15 protein-coding genes are annotated in these 18,801 nt (G+C 72.6%); 6 read left to right on the top strand and 9 right to left on the bottom strand.

The window, feature by feature from the left end:
• Positions 1–3 precede the first annotated feature (3 nt).
• Both ACIQMV_RS13870 and ACIQMV_RS13865 read left to right on the top strand, forming a co-directional pair.
• A complete protein-coding gene (locus tag ACIQMV_RS13870) occupies positions 4–393 on the top strand; it encodes a YidH family protein (RefSeq protein ID WP_402592807.1) in 390 nt (129 codons plus the stop codon).
• Positions 390–710: a DUF202 domain-containing protein gene (locus ACIQMV_RS13865; protein WP_402592806.1), complete on the top strand. Its 321-nt coding sequence runs from the start codon at positions 390–392 to the stop codon at positions 708–710. Before ACIQMV_RS13870 ends, ACIQMV_RS13865 begins: the two co-directional genes overlap by 4 nt.
• 356 nt (positions 711–1,066) lie before the next feature.
• On the opposite strand, the gene ACIQMV_RS13860 is transcribed toward ACIQMV_RS13865, so the two are convergent.
• Positions 1,067–1,867 carry an IclR family transcriptional regulator gene (locus ACIQMV_RS13860; protein WP_172632974.1) on the bottom strand — a complete coding sequence of 267 codons (801 nt, stop codon included), beginning with the start codon at positions 1,865–1,867 and terminating at the stop codon, positions 1,067–1,069.
• A gap of 228 nt (positions 1,868–2,095) precedes the next feature.
• Here ACIQMV_RS13860 and ACIQMV_RS13855 point away from each other — a divergent pair, with 228 nt between their 5' ends.
• The 4 genes from ACIQMV_RS13855 to era all read left to right on the top strand — a co-directional run bounded on the left by ACIQMV_RS13855 (position 2,096) and on the right by era (position 6,810).
• Complete coding sequence (locus ACIQMV_RS13855) at positions 2,096–3,088, top strand: PDR/VanB family oxidoreductase (RefSeq protein WP_402592805.1); 993 nt, start codon at positions 2,096–2,098, stop codon at positions 3,086–3,088.
• A gap of 28 nt (positions 3,089–3,116) precedes the next feature.
• Positions 3,117–4,322, top strand: a complete 1,206-nt coding sequence (locus tag ACIQMV_RS13850; RefSeq protein WP_402592804.1) for a cytochrome P450 — start codon at positions 3,117–3,119, stop codon at positions 4,320–4,322.
• 123 nt (positions 4,323–4,445) lie between these two features.
• Positions 4,446–5,810 carry an MFS transporter gene (locus ACIQMV_RS13845; protein ID WP_402592803.1) on the top strand — a complete coding sequence of 455 codons (1,365 nt, stop codon included), beginning with the start codon at positions 4,446–4,448 and terminating at the stop codon, positions 5,808–5,810.
• Positions 5,811–5,856: 46 nt separating this feature from the next.
• Positions 5,857–6,810, top strand: coding sequence for a GTPase Era (gene era, locus ACIQMV_RS13840; RefSeq protein WP_172632973.1), 954 nt, complete (start codon positions 5,857–5,859; stop codon positions 6,808–6,810).
• 235 nt (positions 6,811–7,045) lie between these two features.
• Here the strand turns inward: era and ACIQMV_RS13835 are convergent, their stop codons facing one another.
• The 8 genes from ACIQMV_RS13835 to ACIQMV_RS13800 form a co-directional block, all read right to left on the bottom strand.
• Positions 7,046–9,124, bottom strand: coding sequence for a glycoside hydrolase family 31 protein (locus tag ACIQMV_RS13835; RefSeq protein ID WP_402592802.1), 2,079 nt, complete (start codon positions 9,122–9,124; stop codon positions 7,046–7,048).
• 230 nt (positions 9,125–9,354) lie between these two features.
• The gene (locus ACIQMV_RS13830) at positions 9,355–10,476 is read right to left on the bottom strand and encodes a carbohydrate kinase family protein (RefSeq protein ID WP_402592913.1); all 1,122 of its coding nucleotides are present in this window, start codon (positions 10,474–10,476) and stop codon (positions 9,355–9,357) included.
• A gap of 232 nt (positions 10,477–10,708) precedes the next feature.
• Complete coding sequence (locus tag ACIQMV_RS13825; protein WP_402592801.1) at positions 10,709–11,998, bottom strand: glucarate dehydratase family protein; 1,290 nt, start codon at positions 11,996–11,998, stop codon at positions 10,709–10,711.
• On the bottom strand, positions 11,995–12,960 hold the full coding sequence (locus ACIQMV_RS13820; protein ID WP_141361051.1) for a 5-dehydro-4-deoxyglucarate dehydratase: 966 nt from the start codon (positions 12,958–12,960) through the stop codon (positions 11,995–11,997). The genes ACIQMV_RS13825 and ACIQMV_RS13820 overlap by 4 nt, the downstream gene beginning before the upstream one ends.
• A 179-nt stretch (positions 12,961–13,139) precedes the next feature.
• The gene (locus tag ACIQMV_RS13815) at positions 13,140–14,132 is read right to left on the bottom strand and encodes an adenosine deaminase (RefSeq protein ID WP_402592800.1); all 993 of its coding nucleotides are present in this window, start codon (positions 14,130–14,132) and stop codon (positions 13,140–13,142) included.
• A 20-nt stretch (positions 14,133–14,152) separates the two neighbouring features.
• Positions 14,153–15,061, bottom strand: a complete 909-nt coding sequence (locus tag ACIQMV_RS13810; RefSeq protein ID WP_401771062.1) for a ribonuclease Z — start codon at positions 15,059–15,061, stop codon at positions 14,153–14,155.
• Positions 15,062–15,067: 6 nt separating this feature from the next.
• On the bottom strand, positions 15,068–15,421 hold the full coding sequence (locus tag ACIQMV_RS13805) for a histidine triad nucleotide-binding protein (RefSeq protein WP_225075087.1): 354 nt from the start codon (positions 15,419–15,421) through the stop codon (positions 15,068–15,070).
• A 94-nt stretch (positions 15,422–15,515) separates the two neighbouring features.
• Complete coding sequence (locus ACIQMV_RS13800; RefSeq protein WP_402592799.1) at positions 15,516–18,740, bottom strand: S41 family peptidase; 3,225 nt, start codon at positions 18,738–18,740, stop codon at positions 15,516–15,518.
• Positions 18,741–18,801 lie beyond the last annotated feature (61 nt).

Below are 18,801 nucleotides of genomic sequence, written 5' to 3'. Positions count from 1 at the left end.
GGGATGGTCACGGGCAACGACCGGGGACGCGAGGAAGAAGACGGCGGCGATGGCGGGGGGAGGGAGCCGGACTACCGGTTCACGCTCGCCAACGAGCGCACCTTCCTCGCCTGGATCCGTACCGGTGTCAGCCTGCTGGCGGCGGCGGTGGCGGTACGGCAGCTCGTACCGGCCTTCGCGATCCCGCACGCGCGAGAACTCCTGGCGGTCGTGTGCGCGCTGCTGGCCGTCGTGATCACGGGCGGGGCCCATCCGCACTGGCGGCGCGTCCAACGCGCGATCCGCCGTGACGCGCCACTGCCCGATTCCTGGCTGCTGCCCGTGCTGGCCGTCGTGATCACGGCGATCGCCTCGTTCACCACGGTGCTGGTCTGGGCCGGCGGGCCCGCGTGACGCGGGCCGTGCCCGTCCGCGCCGGCGGCCGGGACCCGGGACTGCAACCCGAGCGCACCCGCCTCGCCTGGCGGCGGACGACCATGTCCCAGGCGGTGGGTGCGCTGCTGCTCGTGCACACGGCGGCGAGCGGCTCCTCACCGCTGGGCTGGGCGGCCGCGGTCTGCGCGGCGACGGCCGCGGCCGTGACCTTCCTCGTCGGCGGTACGCGTCGGGAGACCGCGCCTCCGCCGCCCGCGGCGATGGCCCTGACCGCGGCGTCGACGGCCGCCACGGTCCTGATCAGCCTGCCCTTGCTGCTGACCGGCGGGGCGTGAGCCGCGGGCTCCACCACCGGCTTCCCACCCTGCCGCACCTGCCGCACCTGCCACGCACGATGCCTCGCGTCATGACGTCCCCACTACGATCGCCGGCCGCGCACGACACCCGCCGCGCGCCCGCCCCGTGGAACTCCCCTACCCGCATGCGCCCGTACCCGCATGCGCCCGCCCAGCGCGAACCCCCGTCCAGCGCCCGCCCGTCCCACGCGAAACCCCCTCCCGCGAACGGCCCCGCCCTGTGATCGTCCGCACTCGCATGCGCCCATGCCCGCATGCGCCCATGCCCGCGAACCCCCGCCTGGCGGCGTCCGGCCACAGGGCACCGGGCGTCGGCACCTTCCAGCCGTGTCGCTCTACGCGGCCAGGCGGCCCGCCTCTCGTGCGATGCTCCGCGCGGCGATCTGCAGGACCGGCACGATCCCGGCGGGGCGGGGGCGCGTTCCGACGGTGACGACACCGAGGGCCGCGATGACACCGCCGTCGGCGGCGGTGACCGGCACCGCGATCCCGTGCGCCCCCTCGACCGCCTCCTCCAGCGTCATGGCGTACCCCTTGCGCCGGACCTGTTCGAGTTCGCGGCGCAGCCGGGTCGGGTCGATCACGGTGTGCGGGGTGAGCCGCTGCGGGTTGGCCAGAGCGGCCCGCGCGAGTTCCGGCGGCCCGTAGGCGAGGAACGCCTTCCCCCCGGCACTGGCGTGCAGGGCCAGGCGGTCGCCCACCCGGTGCAGGGCCGGTCCCGGCTGGGTTCCGGAGATCCGTTCGAGCAGCAGGGCGTGGGCGCCGTCGAGGACGAAGAGGTTGACCACGTGCTTGGTCAGGAAGAGCACGTCGTGCATGTACGGCGCGGCCAGTTCGGCGAGGCCGTGGTGGCTCTCGGAGAGCAGTCCCAGGGACCACAGCTTGTGGCCGATGCGGTACCGGCCGCCGGTCCGCAGCAGGCCGCCCCACTCGACGAGCTCACGGACGAGCCGGTGGCAGGTGGCCACCGGCAGCCCGCTGCGGCGGGAGATGTCGCTCAGGGACAGCTCGTAGTGCTCGGAGTCAAAAGTGTCCAGGATCCTCAGCGCACGGGCGGCGACGGACTTCGGGGCAGCCCCGGCGGGCCCGGCCGGCAGCGCCTCCCGCCCGGTGGGCCGCTTGTCCTGAGAGCTCATGAAACCGCACATTACGACCCGTGGGAGACGAAGGAAAGCCCTCGGGAAATTCCAGGAAGCCGCAGGTAGCGGCACCCGTGAGCAGGGACACGTCGACCATGGGGTCGATGCCGGTTTCTACTGAGTGGAAAGCCCCGGGGAAAGGCGCTCCGCGCTACCTAACATTCCGGCACCGGTGCGACACGGTTCGCCCGGCCCCCGAGGACCACGTGAGAAAGCAGGCTTCAGATGGGCGGACTCAGTGCGCGCACGGACCGCCGCGGCGTCGTGCCCCGCACCCGCGAGGTGATCGCGGAACGCGTGGACCGGGTCGCCGACGGTGTCGTCTCGCTGGTCCTCGTGACCCCGGACGGGTCGCCCTTCCAGCCGTGGGAGCCGGGGGCCCACATCGACGTCCACCTCGGTGGCCAGTACGTACGGCAGTACTCGCTGTGCTCCTCCACGAAGGACCTGTCGCACCTGCGTGTCGCCGTCCTCGACGTCCCCGGCTCGCGGGGCGGCTCCCGCTGGATCCACCGGAACGTACGCCCCGGCGACACGCTGGAGATCTCCGAGCCGCGCAACAACTTCCCGGTCAGGGACTCCCGGAAGTACCTCTTCCTGGCCGGTGGCATCGGCATCACCCCGATCATCCCGATGATCGAGCGGGCCGCGGAGGCGGGCAGGGACTGGCGCCTGGTCTACGGCGGACGGTCACGCGCCGGCATGGCCTTCGCCGAGCGGCTCGTCGACGAGTACGGCGACCGGGTCGACATCGTCGCCGAGGACGAGCGCGGCCGCATGGACCTGGCGGGCGTGCTGGCCATGCCCCGGGCCCACATGCTGGTGTACGCCTGCGGGCCGGGCGGGATGCTGAGCGCGGTCGAGGAACTGTGCATGGGGTGGCCGCCCGGCTCGCTGCACACCGAGCGGTTCGCGGCCACCGCGCTGGGCCCCGGGTCCGTGGCCGAACCGTTCGAGGTCGAACTCGCGCGCAGCGGGAAGACCGTGTCGGTACCCACCGACCGCACGATCCTGGAAGCGGTCGAGGACGTCGGCGTCCGCGTGCTGTCCTCCTGCCGGCAGGGCCTGTGCGGCACCTGCGAGACCCCCGTCGTCTCGGGCGAGCCGGAGCACCGCGACGCCGTGCTCACCCAGGACGACCAGGACACCGGCGCGACCATGATGATCTGCGTCTCCCGTGCGGCGGCGGGCTGCGGCCGACTCGTCCTCGACCTGTGACAGACCGGCATCAAAAGAGGTTCTCTTCATGACCATCGCACCTGCCGAGGGCGTCGTCACGCTCCCGGACGACCCCTTCTCCCCCGCGAACATCGCGGAGCCCTACCCGATGCTGACGCGGCTGCGCGAGGCGGGCCCGGTGACCTGGCTGGAGAAGTGCGGCGCGTACGCCGTCGCCGGCTTCGAGGAGGTCTACGAGGTCCTCACCGACTTCGAGACGTACTGCTCCTCCGGCGGTCTCGGCCCGCGCGACATCCGCCAGGACACGGGATGGCGCCCGCCGAGCATCCTGGAGTCCGACCCCCCGATCCACACGGTCATGCGTCGCGCGCTGACCGGCGTCATCAACCCGGCGACGGTACGGCCGTTGCGGGAACGCTTCACCGGACCGGCCGAGGAGATCGCCGACGAACTCGTCGCCCGCCGCGAGTTCGACGTGGTCAAGGACCTGGCGGAGAAGTACCCGCTGCGGGTCTTCCCCGACGCGGTGGGCATCCCCCAGGAGGGCCGGGAGAACCTGCTGCCCTACGGCAACATGGTCTTCAACGCGTTCGGCCCCCAGAACGAGATCTTCGACCTGGCCTTTGCCCACGCCGACGAGCACAGCGCCGCGATCCTGCGCAACTGCGCCCGGGAGAACCTCGACGACACCGGCTTCGGCGCACGCGTCTGGGACCGTGTGCGGGACGGTCTGATCACCGCCGAGCAGGCCGCCCTGCTGGTGCGGGCCCTGCTGTCCGCGGGCGTCGACACCACGGTCTTCGGGATCGGCAACACCCTCGCCTGCCTGGCGCGCACACCCCGGGCCTGGGCGGCACTGCGCGAGGACCCGTCCCTCGCCAAGTTCGCCGTGGACGAGGCGCTGCGTCTTGAGTCCCCGTTCCAGAAGTTCCACCGGACGACCACGGCGCCCGGCGTGCTGGGCGGCGTCCACATCCCGGCGGGCGCCAAGGTGCTGCTCTTCATCGGCGCCGCCAACCGCGACCCGCGCAAGTGGGGCGCGAACGCCGACACGTACGACCTGGACCGGCAGGCGTCCGGCCACGTCGCGTTCGGGATGGGGCTCCACCAGTGTGTCGGGCAGCCCATCGCCCGACTCGAGATCGAGCTCGTGCTCAAAGCTCTGGCCGCCCGCGTCGACACGATCGAACTCGCCGGCGAGCCGGTCCCGCTGACCCACAACGTCCTGCGCGGATTCGCCTCCCTGCCCGTACGGGTCACGCCGCGGTCCTGATCACCGCGCCGTCGCCTCTTCTCTTCACGCGTTCCAGGAGCCGTCGGCGGCCCGCCGGCGGCTCCGTCCTCCCTCTTCGCTCCCAGCGGTCCGTTCGCGACCGTCTCCGCTCCGGAGGCTTCCATGACGCAACACCTCGCCACCCCGCCATCGGTCCCACCGGTTCCGGACCCGGCGGATCCCCGCCGCTGGACCCCCGGGAAGCGCACCTCCTACGGCTGGCTGATGGCCGTCCTGCTGCTGGTCCTCATGATGATCAGCTGGGCGGACAAGGCCATCCTCGGCATCGTCGCCGTACCGGTGATGCGGGATCTGCACATCACCCCGGAGCAGTTCGGTCTGCTCGGCAGCGCGGTGTTCTTCCTGTTCGGTGTCGCCCAGCTGGTCGCCGCGCCCATCGCCAACCGTGTGAAGTCGAAGTGGATCCTGCTCACCCTGTGCCTCATCTGGGCCGTCTCCCAGGTGCCGGTCTTCGTCTTCGCGTCGCTGCCCGCGCTGTGGTTCAGCCGCGTGCTGCTGGGCGCGGGCGAGGGTCCGTTGGCGCCGATCATGATGCACGCCGTCTACCAGTGGTTTCCGAAGAAAAAGGGCGCCACGCCCGCGGCTCTCGCCTCCTCCGGCGTGACGCTCGGCATCGTCTGCTTCGCGCCGGTGCTGTCCTGGATCGCGGCCGACTTCGGCTGGCGGGCGACGTTCGTCTTCCTGGGCTTCATCGGCGTGGTCTGGGCGGTGCTGTGGCTGGTCCTGGGGAAGGAGGGACCCTACACGTCGGAGCGGGCCGAGCACGAGATCGAGGGGACGGCGCCGCCCGTCGCTCCGGGCTCGGGCGCCACCGTCGCGCAGCCCGTGAGGTACCTGCGCTCCTTCCTCACCCCGTCGTGGATCCTCGCCGTGCTGTGCTCCTTCCTCGGCTACTGGACCTTCGCCCTGGCCACGTCGTGGCTGCCCACGTACTACGAGAAGGTCATGGGGTACGGCACCCAGCAGGCCGGTTCGATGATCGTCCTCCCCGCCCTCTGGGGTGCCGTCGCCACGGTCGGGCTCAGCTGGATCACCCAGGTCCTCGACGGCCGCGGTGTCCCGACCCGGGTCTCACGGGGGACCGTCCTCTCCTGCGCCACCGTCTTCAGCGGTCTCACCCTGCTCCTCGGTGCCCTCGTCTCCGACGACACGGTGCGCATCGTCGCCTTCACCTTCGGGTTCGGCACCGCACCGGCCCTGTTCGCGGTGACCTACCTGGTCGCGGCCGAGATGACCACGGTCGGACAGCGCGGCGCCGTCCTCCAGGTGACCAACGCCCTGCTCAGCACCGGTGGCCTGTTCGCTCCGGCCGTCACCGGATTCCTGGTCGGCTCGGCGGCGACGACCACGCTGGGCTTCACCCACGCCTTCCTGCTCACCGCGCTGCTGCTGGTGGTCGTGGGCGCCCTCTCCACGGTCCTCATCAACCAGCAGCGGGACCGCACCCGGCTGGGCCTCGTCGACTGAGGACGCGTGTGCAGCCGTGGTTCGTGGATCAGGGACAATGGGCGCCATGAGCGTTCGCACCCAGTCATCCGAGCAGTCCGTCGAGGCTGCCCATCGGGCAGGCTTCGCCTGCTTCGTGGGCCGTCCCAACGCGGGCAAGTCCACCCTCACGAACGCTCTGGTCGGGCAGAAGGTGGCGATCACCTCGAACCGGCCTCAGACGACGCGGCACACCGTGCGGGGCATCGTCCACCGCCCGGACGCGCAGCTGATCCTGGTGGACACACCGGGGCTGCACAAGCCGCGCACCCTGCTGGGGGAACGGCTGAACGACGTCGTACGGACCACCTGGGCCGAGGTCGACGTGATCGGCTTCTGCCTGCCGGCCGACCAGAAGATCGGTCCCGGTGACCGGTTCATCGCGAAGGAACTGGCCGGGATCAGGAAGACGCCCAAGGTCGCGATCGTCACGAAGACGGACCTGGTGGACCCCAAGGCGCTCGCCGAGCAGCTGATCGCGATCGACCAGCTGGGTGAGGAGCTGGGGATCACCTGGGCGGAGATCGTTCCGGTGTCGGCGACGGCGAACAAGCAGGTGGACCTGCTGGCCGATCTGCTGGTCCCGCTGCTGCCCGAGGGGCCCGCGCTCTACCCCGAGGGCGACCTCACGGACGAGCCCGAGCAGGTCATGGTGGCCGAGCTGATCCGGGAGGCGGCGCTGGAGGGGGTGCGGGACGAACTGCCCCACTCCATCGCGGTGGTGGTGGAGGAGATGCTGCCGCGCGAGGACCGGCCCGCGGACAAGCCGCTGCTCGACATCCACGCCAACGTGTTCATCGAGCGGCCGAGCCAGAAGGGCATCATCATCGGGCCCAAGGGGAAGCGGCTCAAGGAGGTCGGGATCAAGTCCCGCAAGCACATCGAGGCGCTGCTGGGGACGCCGGTGTTCCTCGACCTTCATGTGAAGGTCGCCAAGGACTGGCAGCGCGACCCCAAGCAGCTCCGCCGCCTCGGCTTCTGACGGCTCGGTTCGCCGGGGGCCCCTCCTTCCTGGGCTCCGCCCCTGCTTTCCCACTCGCCCGCCCGACTCGGTGAGTTGAAAGGTCCCCGGCCCTGGGGCTCCGCCCCAGACCCCGGCGTGGGGCTCTGCCCCCTGCACCCCCGGTTCACCCACCCGCCCACCTGTCTCGGTGGGTCGAGAAGGCGCCGCCCCGGGGCCTCGGCGGGTCCCTCGCCCGCCCTGCGTCCTGTGGGGGTCAGCGCAGGGCCCGTAGGGCCTTCTTCGCTTCCTTTGCGTTCAGGTTGACGAAGACCGGGGTGGCGTTCAGGGGGGTGGTGTAGGCCGGGATGGTTCGGGGGCCGTGCAGGGTGCGGGCGTGGGTGACGTCGTACCAGGTGCCCGCGGGGAGGTGGACGGGGCGGGCGGGCGCGTCGGTCAGTTGGGGGGCCGCCAGGATCGCGGGACCCAGCATCCACTCGTCGGTGATCGTGTACGCCCGCTCGTCGTGCGGGAAGTCGAAGAAGAGCGGGCGCATGATCGGGTCGCCGGTGCGCAGCGTGTGCCGGACCTGGTCGCGGATGTAGGGGGCGAGGCGGCCGTGGCGGGCGATGGCCTCGCGGTAGAGGGCGGCGGTCCGCGCGTCGTACACCACCTTCCTGCCGGTCGTCACGTCGACGGTCTCGACGGGGGACGTGGAGGCGTACATGAGCGGCATCAGCGACGCGGCCTGGGCCCAGCGGACCAGGACCTGCCGGGTGGGGGCGGGCTGACCGCTGGAGCCGCCGATCATGTCGGTGGTGACGAAGGGGTAGCCGATGGTGGAGATGGCGAGGTTCTGCGTGACGGCGGCCCGCAGGGAGTTCCAGCCCGTGCCCTTGTCCAGCTGACGGGTGACGAACCCGGCCCGGTGGGCGGTGGTGTCCCAGTGGACGCGGATGCCGACGCCCTGGAGGTCGAACTTGTCGGCGAGTTGAGCACCCAGGCGCTGGTAGTCGGTGGGTTCGGCGCCCGCGCGGGGAACGCACCGCTCGTCGAAGAAGCGGGTGTCGAACTTCAGCCCGTCCACGCCGTAGGTGCTCATCAGGCCGCGCAGCCGCCCCTCGTACCAGGACCTGGCCTTCGGGTTGGCGAGGTCGACGATGCCGGCGGTGCCGTTCCACCAGGTGACGCGGCACGGCTCGGCGGGATCGGTGGCGGCGCCGAGCAGATAGCCGTGGTCGGCGGCGTACTGGTACTGGTCGGAGTCCAGGTTGATCCACAGCGTCACCCAGAGGCCGAAGTCGAAGCCGAGGGCGTGGATCCGGCGGGACATCGCCCCGGGGTCCGGGTAGGCCTTCGCGTCGAAGGTCATGTTCCCGTAGTCGGACTCCCACTTGTCGTCGAGCTGGAGCGTGTGCCCGGTGATCCCGTGGTCGTGCAGGGCCTGGGCGTAGCCGAGGAGCCGCGCCTGGTCGACGTGGGTGTAGAACTGCGCCCAGGAGTTCCAGACCGGCTCGGCGTACTGCCGCTGGGTGGCGTCGCTCTTGGCCGGCCTGCCCACGACGCCGACGTAGTCGCGGTAGACCTCCAGCGGCGTGGACTCGACGAAGACCGTGGCCCGGTAGGGGTCCGCGGACTCGATGTCGAAGCGGCCGAGACCGTCCTTGTCCTGGTTGATCGCGACGTTCATGACGTGCCCGGTGTCCACGTGCAGTCCGGCCGCCGAGGACGTGTACCAGAACGGGTCGACCATGTAGTAGGAGGCCGGCCCGAAGGCCGGGTCGGCGACCTGCCCGCTGTCGAGCGGCCAGGGCTGGTCGGTGGCGGGGCCACCGTGCGGGGTCTGGGTCTCGCCGTGGCCGTACCAGTGGCCGGCGGACGGCAAGTCGTAGGCGAGGCCGAGGCGTTCGGGGGCGGTGCCCACGACCTGCCAGTCGAGCCGGTAGCGGTCGGCGGACGGGGTGACCCGGGCCCGTACGGTGACACCGGGCGTCGTCGTGGCGGCGGTGAGGGCGAGCGTGCCGTTCCGCCAGGTCCAGTCGGTGACACGGGTGGCGTGCTGCCATCCGCCGGCGGTCCGGAAGCGCAGTGCGCCGGTGTCGCCGCCCGCGGTGGCCAGAACTGTGCCGCCCGAACGGTCCGTCGTCAACGAGAGTTGATTCCTCGCCACCCGTAAGGCGTAACCGGGGGTGTTGCGGCCCGCCGGTACGGTCAAACTGAGTTGACGCGCGGAGTGGGTGAACCGGGGCGCTCGGCGGTCGGGGGCGGCCCCGGTCCGCGGCCGCGCCTGGGCCGGTTCCGGCGTGGTCAACGCGACGGGCAGCGCGAGGACGAGGCCGGAAACGGCGAGGAGCACTCTAAGTCTGCGTGTTCTTCTGCGCACGACGCGTGTCCTTCGACGGAGGGAGTCAGGAGGCCGGAGGCTGCTTGCCTCATCGCGCTCGGTCGCCGCCGATGATCGGGCGGCGGACGTCACCTGTCAACGACGTCGCCGGTCTTGGAGTCGTGGCGGAATCCACCGAATTCGCCGAGGACGTGGAATCCGCCGTAGCGGGCGGCCTGCCGCGCGGTCCCGCGCGGCACCGGTCACGCCGGCCTGCGGAACCCGATGGTCGGCACGGCCCGGCGCCGCGGCCACGGCTCGACGCTCGCCTCCGGAACCAGGTCCTCCAGGAACGCGTACCGCCGCAGGGCCTCCGGGTCCTGGCCCTCGACCGACTGGACCCGGCGCCACCAGGCGGCGATCTCGGACCAGCCGGGGGCCGACAGGGAGCCGCCGAACTCCTGCACGGACAGGGCGGCGGTGAGGCCGGCGAAGGCCAGGCGGTCGGCCAGCGGCCAGCCGGCCAGGGTGCCGGTGACGAAGCCGGCCACGAAGACGTCGCCCGCGCCGGTCGGGTCCAGTGCCTCCACCGCGATGGCGGGCACCTCGGCGCTCTCCCCCGTGCGCCGGTCGACCGCGTAGGCGCCCTCGGAGCCGAGGGTGACCACCGCGATCGGGACGAACGCGGTGAGCGCGTGCGCCGCGGCGCGCGGGCAGTCGGTGCCCGTGTAGCGCATCGCCTCCTCGGCGTTGGGCAGGAACGCCTCGCAGTGCTCCAGGTCGGACAGGCCCGCCAGGTCCCAGGCACCGGTGTCGTCCCAGCCGACGTCCCCGAAGATGCGCGTGCCCTCGCCCGCGGCCTGGGCGATCCACGGGGAGCGCCGGCCCGGCGTCAGAGAGGCCACGGCGGCACGCGCGCGGGGCCGGCACTCCGGGACACCCTCCTGGAGGAACACGGCCTCCGGGGGCGGCTCGTGGCCGTGCGAGACCATGGTGCGCTCGCCCTCGTACGCCATGGAGACGGTGACCGGCGAGTGCCAGCCGGGCACGGTGCCGGACGGGGACAGGTCGATGCCCTCGCCCTGTTCCAGCGCGTCCCAGCAGTAGTCGCCGTAGTGGTCGTCTCCGAAGGCCGCCGCCAGGGACGTCCGCAGTCCCAGGCGGGCCAGCGCGGTCGCCATGTTGGCCACCCCGCCGGGGCTCGACCCCATCCCGCGCGCCCAGGACTCGGTCCCGCGCACCGGGGCGGAGTCGAGTCCGGTGAAGATGATGTCGAGGAAGACGGTGCCCGTGAGGTACACGTCCCAGGGCGGATCGTCCGCGGAGCGCAGCCCGGCCAGCGGGTCGACCTGGGCATCGACGTGGGCGTGCGGTGCCCCGACGATGTACTCCCGGTCCTCCCGGTCCTCCCGGTCAACGAGGTCCTCCCGGTCCGCGAGGTTTCCCCGGTCCGCGAGGTTTCCCCGGTCCTCCCGGTCCTCCGGGTAAGCCGGTCCCGCTCCGGCGGACGTGTTGGACGCGGTCACGGTGCGCTCCCTGACGTGGTACTGGTCCGGCCAGTGTGCACCAGAGCGCCGACGACGCGTCGGCGCTCACGCCGGGGAGCGCGGGCCGCGTCTACCAGCGGGGGGTCGGCGGGGCGGTCCAGCCCGGTTCGGCGACGCGCATCGCCGCCGCGTCGTCCCGGTCCCGCAGGCGGCCGTCGTCCTCGGCCCAGCGGCGGTGCAGGAAGGCCAGCCTGTCCCGGTCGAGTTCGACGCCGAGACCGGGGCCGTCGGGGACGGCGATCCGGCCGCCGTCGAAGGTGAGCCGCTCGGTCAGGACGTCCTCCGACTGCCAGGGGTAGTGGGTGTCGCAGGCGTGGTGGAGGCCGGGCACGGTGGACGCCACGTGGGTCATCGCGGCCAGGCTGATCCCCAGATGGGTGTTGGAGTGCATCGACACGCCGACGCCGAAGGCGGCGCACAGAGCCGCCAGGTGCTGGGTGTTGCGCAGGCCGCCCCAGTAGTGGTGGTCGGAGAGCAGCACCTGGACCGCGTTCGAGGTGAACGCCTCCTTGATCTCGGCGAAGGTCGTCACGCACATGTTGGTGGCCAGCGGAACGCCGGTCCGGGCGGCCACCTCCGCCATGGCGGGCGTGCCGAGGGCGGGGTCCTCCAGGTACTCCAGGACGTCCCCGAGCTGCCGGGCCACCTCCACGGAGGTCTCCACCGACCAGGCCCCGTTGGGGTCCAGCCGCAGCGGGTGTCCGGGAAAGGCCTCCGCCAGGGCCCGTACGGCGGCGATCTCCTCCTGGGGCGGGAAGACGCCGCCCTTGAGCTTGAAGGAGGTGAAGCCGTGGCGCTCGGTGAACCCGCGCGCCTGCTCCACCACGCCCGCCGGGTCGAGGGCGGCGCCCCAGTCGTCCTTCTCGCAGTCGACGCCCTCCGGATGCCCGGCCCACTTGTAGAAGAGGTAGGCGCTGTACTCGACGGAGTCGCGCACCTTGCCGCCGAGCAGCGCGTGCACGGGCAGGCCGAGCGCCTTGCCGAGGGCGTCCAGGCAGGCGACCTCGAAGCCGGACAGGACGGACAGGCGCAGTTTGTCGGCGGTCTGGACGCCGCGCAGCCCGCCGACGTCGACGGCGTTCTCCACCCGGGAGGCGTCCACGGCGAGATCGAGGCCGAACAGGCCGTTCAGGTCGGTGATCCGACGTCCCGTCAGCCGGTCGGCGAGGGGGCGGGCCAGCTCCAGGTACTTGGTGTCGCCGTAGGTCTCGCCGTATCCGGTGATCCCGTCGGCCGTCACCACCTCCACGATCAGGCGGGGGGTGTACGGCTGGTGCACGCCCTGGGTGTTCAGCAGCGGCGGGTCGGCGATCAGGATCGGGGTCAGCCGTACCTCGGTGACGGTGAGGTCGCGGGTCACAGGGCGGCCCCCACCATGTCGAGTCCCGCGTCCAGCAGTTCCCTCAGGTCGGCCAGGTCGGCGGGCGAGGGGTCGGTGAGCGGGGCCCGGACGGGTCCGACGGGGCGCCCGCGCAGCCGGGCGGCCGCCTTCACCAGGGACACGGAGTATCCGGGCACCCGGTCGCGCAGTTCGACGAAGGGGACGTAGAAGTCGCGCAGCAGCTTGTCGGCGGAGCCGCCGTCTCCGGACCGCAGCGCGGCGAAGAAGGCGTTCGCGATCTCCGGGGCGAAGGCGTGCACGGCGGAGGAGTAGGCGGGGACGCCGACGGCCGCGTAGGCGCGGGCCTGCATCTCGGCGGTGGGGGCACCGTTGAAGAACAGGAACCCCTCGGGGGCGGCGAGGGTGAGCCGCTGGAGGGCGTCGAGGTCGCTGCGGCCGTCCTTGAGGCCGATCACCGAGGGGATCCGCGCGATGCGCCGGAACGCCTCCAGGCCGTACGCCACCTGACCGCGCTGGTAGGCGATGAGCGGCAGCCGGGTGCGGGCCGCGAGCTGTTCGAGCTGGGCGGCCAGTCCGTTCTGCGGGGCGGCGACGAGGTAGTGCGGCAGGACGAGGAGCGCGTCGGCGCCGGCCTCCTCGGCGATGCGCGCGAACCGTGCGGCCTGCGCCCAGCCGTACCCGGCGCCCGCCACCACGGGCACCCGGCCCGCCGCCTCCTCGACGGCGATCGAGACGACCTGGCGGTACTCGTCCTCGTCCAGCGAGAAGAACTCGCCGGTGCCGCAGGCCGGGAAGACGGCGCCGGGCGCGGTGGCGAGCTGAGCGGCCAGGTAGGCGCGGCTGCCGTCGGGGTCGAGCGACCCGTCGTCGTGGAACGCCGTCAGCGGGAAGGACAGCACACCGCCCGCCATTCCCTCCCGCAGTCTGCGCACCACATCGGACGGACCCGCGGTGTTCGTCTCCGGACTCACCCTGGCCATCTCCCCACATAGACGCTATCCATGTATGGGAACGGAGTTTAGAAACGCGAACATGCTCCGTCAACGGGCCTTCGGGGGTCGCGTGGTCGGCCGCCCGAAAACCCGCAGACGTCCGAAAACCCGCATGCGCCGGGCGCACAGGGCGCCCGGCGCATGCGGGAGACGGGTTCGGCGGGGGCTTACGGGAACTCGTACGCCTCGACCTCGGCGAGGTACCGCCGGCGCAGTTCCTCGTCGTGCTCCAGGAAGGAGGCGAGGAAGGAGTTGCGGGCCAGTTCGCGCAGCCGGTCCTCGCCCAGGCCCAGGGTGTCGCGGACCGCGTCGAAGGTGTCGCCGACGTAGCCGCCGAAGTAGGCCGGGTCGTCGGAGTTGACCGTGCACAGCAGGCCGGCGTCCAGCATGGCCGGCAGCGGGTGGTCGGCCAGCGTGCCGACCGCGCGGAGGCGCACGTTCGACAGGGGGCACAGGGTCAGCGGGATCCGGTCGCGCACCAGTCGGGCGACCAGGTCCGGATCCTCCATGCAGCGCAGCCCGTGGTCGACGCGCTCGACGCCGAGCACGTCGAGGGCCTGCGCGATGTACTCCGGCGGGCCCTCCTCGCCGGCGTGCGCCACGCGCCGCAGCCCGAGGGCGGCGGCGGCCTCGTACACCTCGCGGAACTTCGCCGGCGGGTGGCCCGCCTCGGCGGAGTCCAGTCCGATCCCCGCGATCCGGTCGAGGTACGGCTTGGCGGCCTCCAGCGTCTCCATGGCCGACTCGGCGGACTCGTCGCGCAGGAAGCACATGATCAGCCGGGTCGAGACGCCGTGCTTCTCCTGGCTGCGGCCCAGCGCCCGCCACAGTCCGTCGACGACTGTGCCCATGCCGACGCCCCGGGAGAGGTGGGCCTGCGGGTCGAAGAAGATCTCCGCGTGCCGCACGCCCTGCGCGGCGGCCCGCGCGAGATAGGCGTCGGCCAGGTCCTCGAAGTCCCGCTCGGTGCGCAGGACGGCCATGAGCTCGTAGTACAGGTTCAGGAAGGTCTGGAGGTCCTCGAACCGGTAGGCCTCGCGGAGCGCGTCGGTGTCCGCGTAGGGCAGCTCGACGCCGTTGCGCGCGGCCAGCTCGAAAGCCAGCTCGGGCTCCAGGGTGCCTTCGACGTGCAGGTGCAGTTCGGCTTTCGGCAGCGGCATCGCAACATCGTACGACCTGGTCAGCGGCGTTTCGGAACCGCCACTCTGAGCAGGTCGCGCGCCACGGTCAGCTCGCCGTCGAACCCGGCCGCCCGCGCCTGCCGCTCGAACTCTCCCCCGGGGTCGGTGTACCGCTGGCTGAAGTGGGTGAGGACCAGATGCCGCACGCCGGCATCCCGCGCCACCCGCGCAGCCTGACCGGCGGTCAGGTGTCCGTACTCGACGGCCAGTTGCTCGTCCTCGTCGAGGAAGGTCGACTCGATGACCAGCATGTCGCAGCCCTCGGCGAGCGCGTGCACGCCCTCGCACAGCCGGGTGTCCATGACGAACGCGAACCGCTGTCCGCGCCGCACCTCGCTGACGGCCTCCAGCGGCACCCCGCCCAGGGAACCCTCGCGCTGGACGCGGCCCACGTCCGGGCCCTTGATCCCGTGCGCGGCGAGCCGCTCGGGCAGCATGCGGCGCCCGTCCGGCTCGACGAGCCGGTAGCCGAAGGACTCCACCGGGTGGGAGAGCCGGCGGGCTTCGAGGGTGTACGCCGGGGTCGTCGCGAGGACGCCGTCGGCGTCGACCGGCGCCTCGGTCAGCTCGACCGTCTCGCGGTAGGCGGTGGCATAGCGCAGGCGCTCGAAGAAGCGCCGGCCCGAACGCGGGTAGTGGGCGGTGATCTCGTGCGGCACCCGGTCGAGGTTGATCCGCTGGATCACCCCGGCCAGGCCGAGGCTGTGGTCGCCGTGGAAGTGGGTGACGCAGATCCGGTTCAGGTCGTGCGCGGCGGCCCCGGCGCGCAGCATCTGGCGCTGGGTGCCCTCGCCGGGGTCGAACAGGATGCCCTCGCCGTCCCAGCGCAGCAGATAGCCGTTGTGGTTGCGGTGCCGGGTGGGCACCTGGCTGGCGGTGCCGAGGACGACCAGTTCACGTACGGACACGACGGCCTACCCGGGGGGCCACTCGAGGCCGCGGCCGCCGAGGACGTGCGCGTGGGCGTGCCAGACGGTCTGGCCGGCGCCGGAACCGGTGTTGAACACGATGCGGTAGCTGTCCAGCTTGTCCTCGTCGGCGATCGCCTGCGTCTCGCGCAGCACGTCCGCGGCGAGTCCGGGAGCCTCGGTGGCGAGGACCGCGGCGTCCTTGTAGTGCGCCCTGGGGATCACCAGGACGTGGGTCGGCGCCTGGGGGTTGATGTCCCGGAAGGCGACGGTCGTCTCCGTCTCGCGGACGATCGTGGCCGGGACCTGTCCCGCGACGATCTTGCAGAACAGGCAGTCGCCCTGGGGTTCCCCTGCCATGCGGTGCTCCTCACGCCGGGTTGATCGGGTACGGGGGCATGGTATCCAGGGCGCGCGGATCCGGCCGGGTCCGGGGGCCTCGGCCCCCGGACGGTCACGGCAGGGACGGCGGCGTCTTCGCGGGCGTCTCCTGGAGCGCCTGAAGCGCGAGGCGGATCGCCTCGTCGAGTTGGGCGTCGTGGCCCGCCGCGTGGTCCTGCGGGCGTTGCGCGACCTCGACGTCCGGGTCCACCCCGTGGTTCTCCACGCCCCACCCGTAACCCTCCAGCCAGAAGGCGTACTTGGGCTGGGTGATCAACGTGCCGTCGACCAGGCGGTAGCGGCTGTCGATGCCGATCACGCCGCCCCAGGTGCGGGTGCCGACGACCGGCCCGATGCCCAGCGCCTTGATCGCCGCGTTGACGATGTCGCCGTCGGATCCCGAGAACTCGTTGGCGACGGCGACGACCGGGCCGCGGGGCGCGTCCAGCGGGTAGCTCTCCGGCCGCATGCCGCGGGGCAGGTCCCAGCCGACGATCCGCCGGGCCAGCTTCTCCACCACGAGCTGGGAGGTGTGGCCGCCGCGGTTCTCGCGGACGTCGACGACGAGCCCTTCGCGGGCCACCTCCACGCGCAGGTCGCGGTGGATCTGCGCCCAGCCGGGGGCCTGCATGTCCGGTACGTGCAGGTAGCCGAGGCGGCCGCCGGACCGCTCGTGGACGTAGGCGCGGCGGTCGGCCACCCACGCGTGGTAGCGCAAGGGTTCCTCGTCGGCGACGGGGACCACGACCGCGTGCCGCGGGTCGCCCCCGCCGGCCGGCAGGACGGTCAGTTCGACCGGCTTGTCCGCCGTGCCGACCAGCAGCGGGCCGGGGCCGGCCACCGGGTCGACCGGGCGGCCGCCGACCGCGACGATCGCGTCCCCGGCGCGCACCGCGACGCCGGGAGCGGCGAGCGGGCTGCGCGCGTCCGGGTCGGAGGTCTCCGAGGGCAGGACCCGGTCGATCCGCCAACTCCCGTCCTCGTGCCGGGAGATGTCCGCGCCGAGCAGCCCCTGCCGGGTGCCGTGCCCGAAGCCTCCGGGCGGCATGACGTAGGCGTGCGAGGTGCCCAGCTCGCCGTGCACCTCCCAGAGCAGGTCGACCAGGTCGTCGTGGGTGGCGATCCGGTCCAGGACGGGCCGGTAGCGGTCGAGGACGCCGTCCCAGTCGACGCCGCCCATGTCCGGCCGCCAGAAGTGGTCCCGCATGACGCGGCCGGTCTCCTCGTACATCTGCCGCCACTCGGCGGCCGGGTCGACGGTCTGCCGGACCCGGCCGAGGTCGACGGTGATGTTGGAGTCGCTGTCCTCGTCGCCGGAGGCGCGCCGGTCGCTCGGCACGACCTTGAGCTTGCCGTCCGTCCACAGCAGGACCCGCTTGCCGTCGCCGCTGACCGCGAAGTGGTCGGCGTCGGCGGCGAGATGCTCGATGCGCTGCTGGAGGAGGTCGTAGCGCTCCAGCTCGGTCTTCGGGTCCGGGTCGTCGGGCGTGGCGCGGGAGGCGCCGAGAACACCGCGCACCGGGTGCCTGAGCCAGAGCACGCCGTCCTTGGCGGCGCGGAGGTTGGAGTAGCGGGCGGCCTCGACCGGGAACGGCACGATGCGGTCGGCCAGGCCCTCCAGCTCGATCCGGGTCGCCGGGACACCCTCGCTGTCCGGGGTCTCCTCCTTGTCGGGCGCCTCGAAGGGCCGGCCGTGCCGCTGCGGGCCGAACGGCGAGGGGGTCGCCGCGGCGAGCGTGATCAGGTGCGGGCGGGAGCTCTCGACGAACGCCAGGTCGAAGACGTGCTCGTCGTAGACCGGGTCGAAGGAGCGGTGGGAGAGGAAGGCGAGGTGCTTGCCGTCGAGGGTGAACGCGGGCGCGTGGTCCCGGAAGCGCAGCGGGGTCGCCTCGGTGACCGACAGGTCGGTGGTGTTGGCGAGGCGGAGCTGGCTGAGAGGGCGCGGCCCGGGGTGCGACCAGGCCAGCCAGGCGGAGTCGGGCGAGAAGGCGAGGTCGCCGACGTCCCCGTGCTCGCTGCGGTCGACCTCGCGCACCTCGCCGCTCTCGCGTTCGACGAGCAGCAGCCGGCCGTCGTGCGAGGCGACGGCGACGCGGCTGCCGTCGGGGGCGGTGGCGAGTTCCAGGACGCGGCCGAGCTGCCCGGCGCCCAGCCGGCGCGGGGTGGCGCCGGGCGCCAGGCCGGTGGCGGGCGCGAACTCCAGGGCGTCGTCGCCCTCGGCGTCCGTCACCCACACCACCCACTCCTCGCCCTCGGCGCGGAAGGTGCGCGGCAGCCGGGTGCGTACGCCGGGCTCGGCGGCGAGCGCGCGGGCGGGACCGGAGCGGTGGGTGACCCAGTGGACGGCGCCGCGCACGGCGACCGCGCTGCCGCGCGCGGTGTGGTCGGGGGCCGCCGAGCCGAACCAGTGGGAGGCGTTCACCGGATACGGCTGGAGGTCGACGCGCGGCCCGCCGAGCCGGACGTCGATCCGGCGCGGCTCGGCGCCGTCCAGATCGTCAAGCAGCCACAGTTCACCGGCGCTGGAGTAGACGACCCGGGTGCCGTCGGTGGCGGCGTGCCGGGCGTAGAAACCGTCCAACCGGGTGTGCCGGCGCAGGTCGGAGCCGTCGGCGAGGGAGGAGTACAGCGCGCCGGTGCCCTCGTGGTCGGAGAGGAAGGCGATCCTCTCCCCCACCCACAGCGGGTATTCGAGGTTGCCGTCCAGGTCCTCGTGCAGCCGGACGAACTCCCCGGTGTCCTCGCGGTCGATCCACAGCTTGCCCGCCGTGCCGCCCCGGTACCGCTTCCACCAGGCCGCCTCGCGGCCCATCGGCGCGGACAGCAGGACGGTGTGCGGGCCGTACGCGACATCGCCGACGGGCCCGTACGGCAGGGTGGTTGCCGGTCCGCCGTCGAGCGGGACGGCGCGCGCCCAGGTGCGGCGCAGGCTGGCCTGGCCCTGGGTGCTGATCGCGAGGACCTCGCCGTCCGGGGTCCAGCCGCGCACCTGGGTCTTCGAACTCCCCCAGTACGTCAGGCGCTTGGCGGGACCGCCGGCGACCGGGGCGATGTGCGCCTCGGGAGCGCCGTCACGGGTGGAGCTCCAGGCGACGAAGGCGCCGTCGGGCGAGATACGGGGGTGGTTCGCCGGCACGTTGTCGGCGCTGACCCGCCAGGCCCTGCCGCCGTCCAGCGGCGCGAGCCACACGTCGTCCTCGGCGGTGAAGGCGACCAACTCGCCGCGCAGATACGGGAACCGGAGATACGCGGAGGAGGCGGGCGATGCGGGCGACGGAGACGATGCGGGCTGAGTCACGTGATCACCCTACGCAGGGGCGGCGGCGACGGACAGGGGTCGGATGGCTCCCCCCGCACAC

Source organism: Streptomyces sp. NPDC091412, from assembly GCF_044756885.1.
GTDB lineage: Bacteria > Actinomycetota > Actinomycetes > Streptomycetales > Streptomycetaceae > Streptomyces.
Note: the sequence above shows the minus strand (reverse complement) of the source record. Positions and strands in the feature narration are given on the sequence as shown.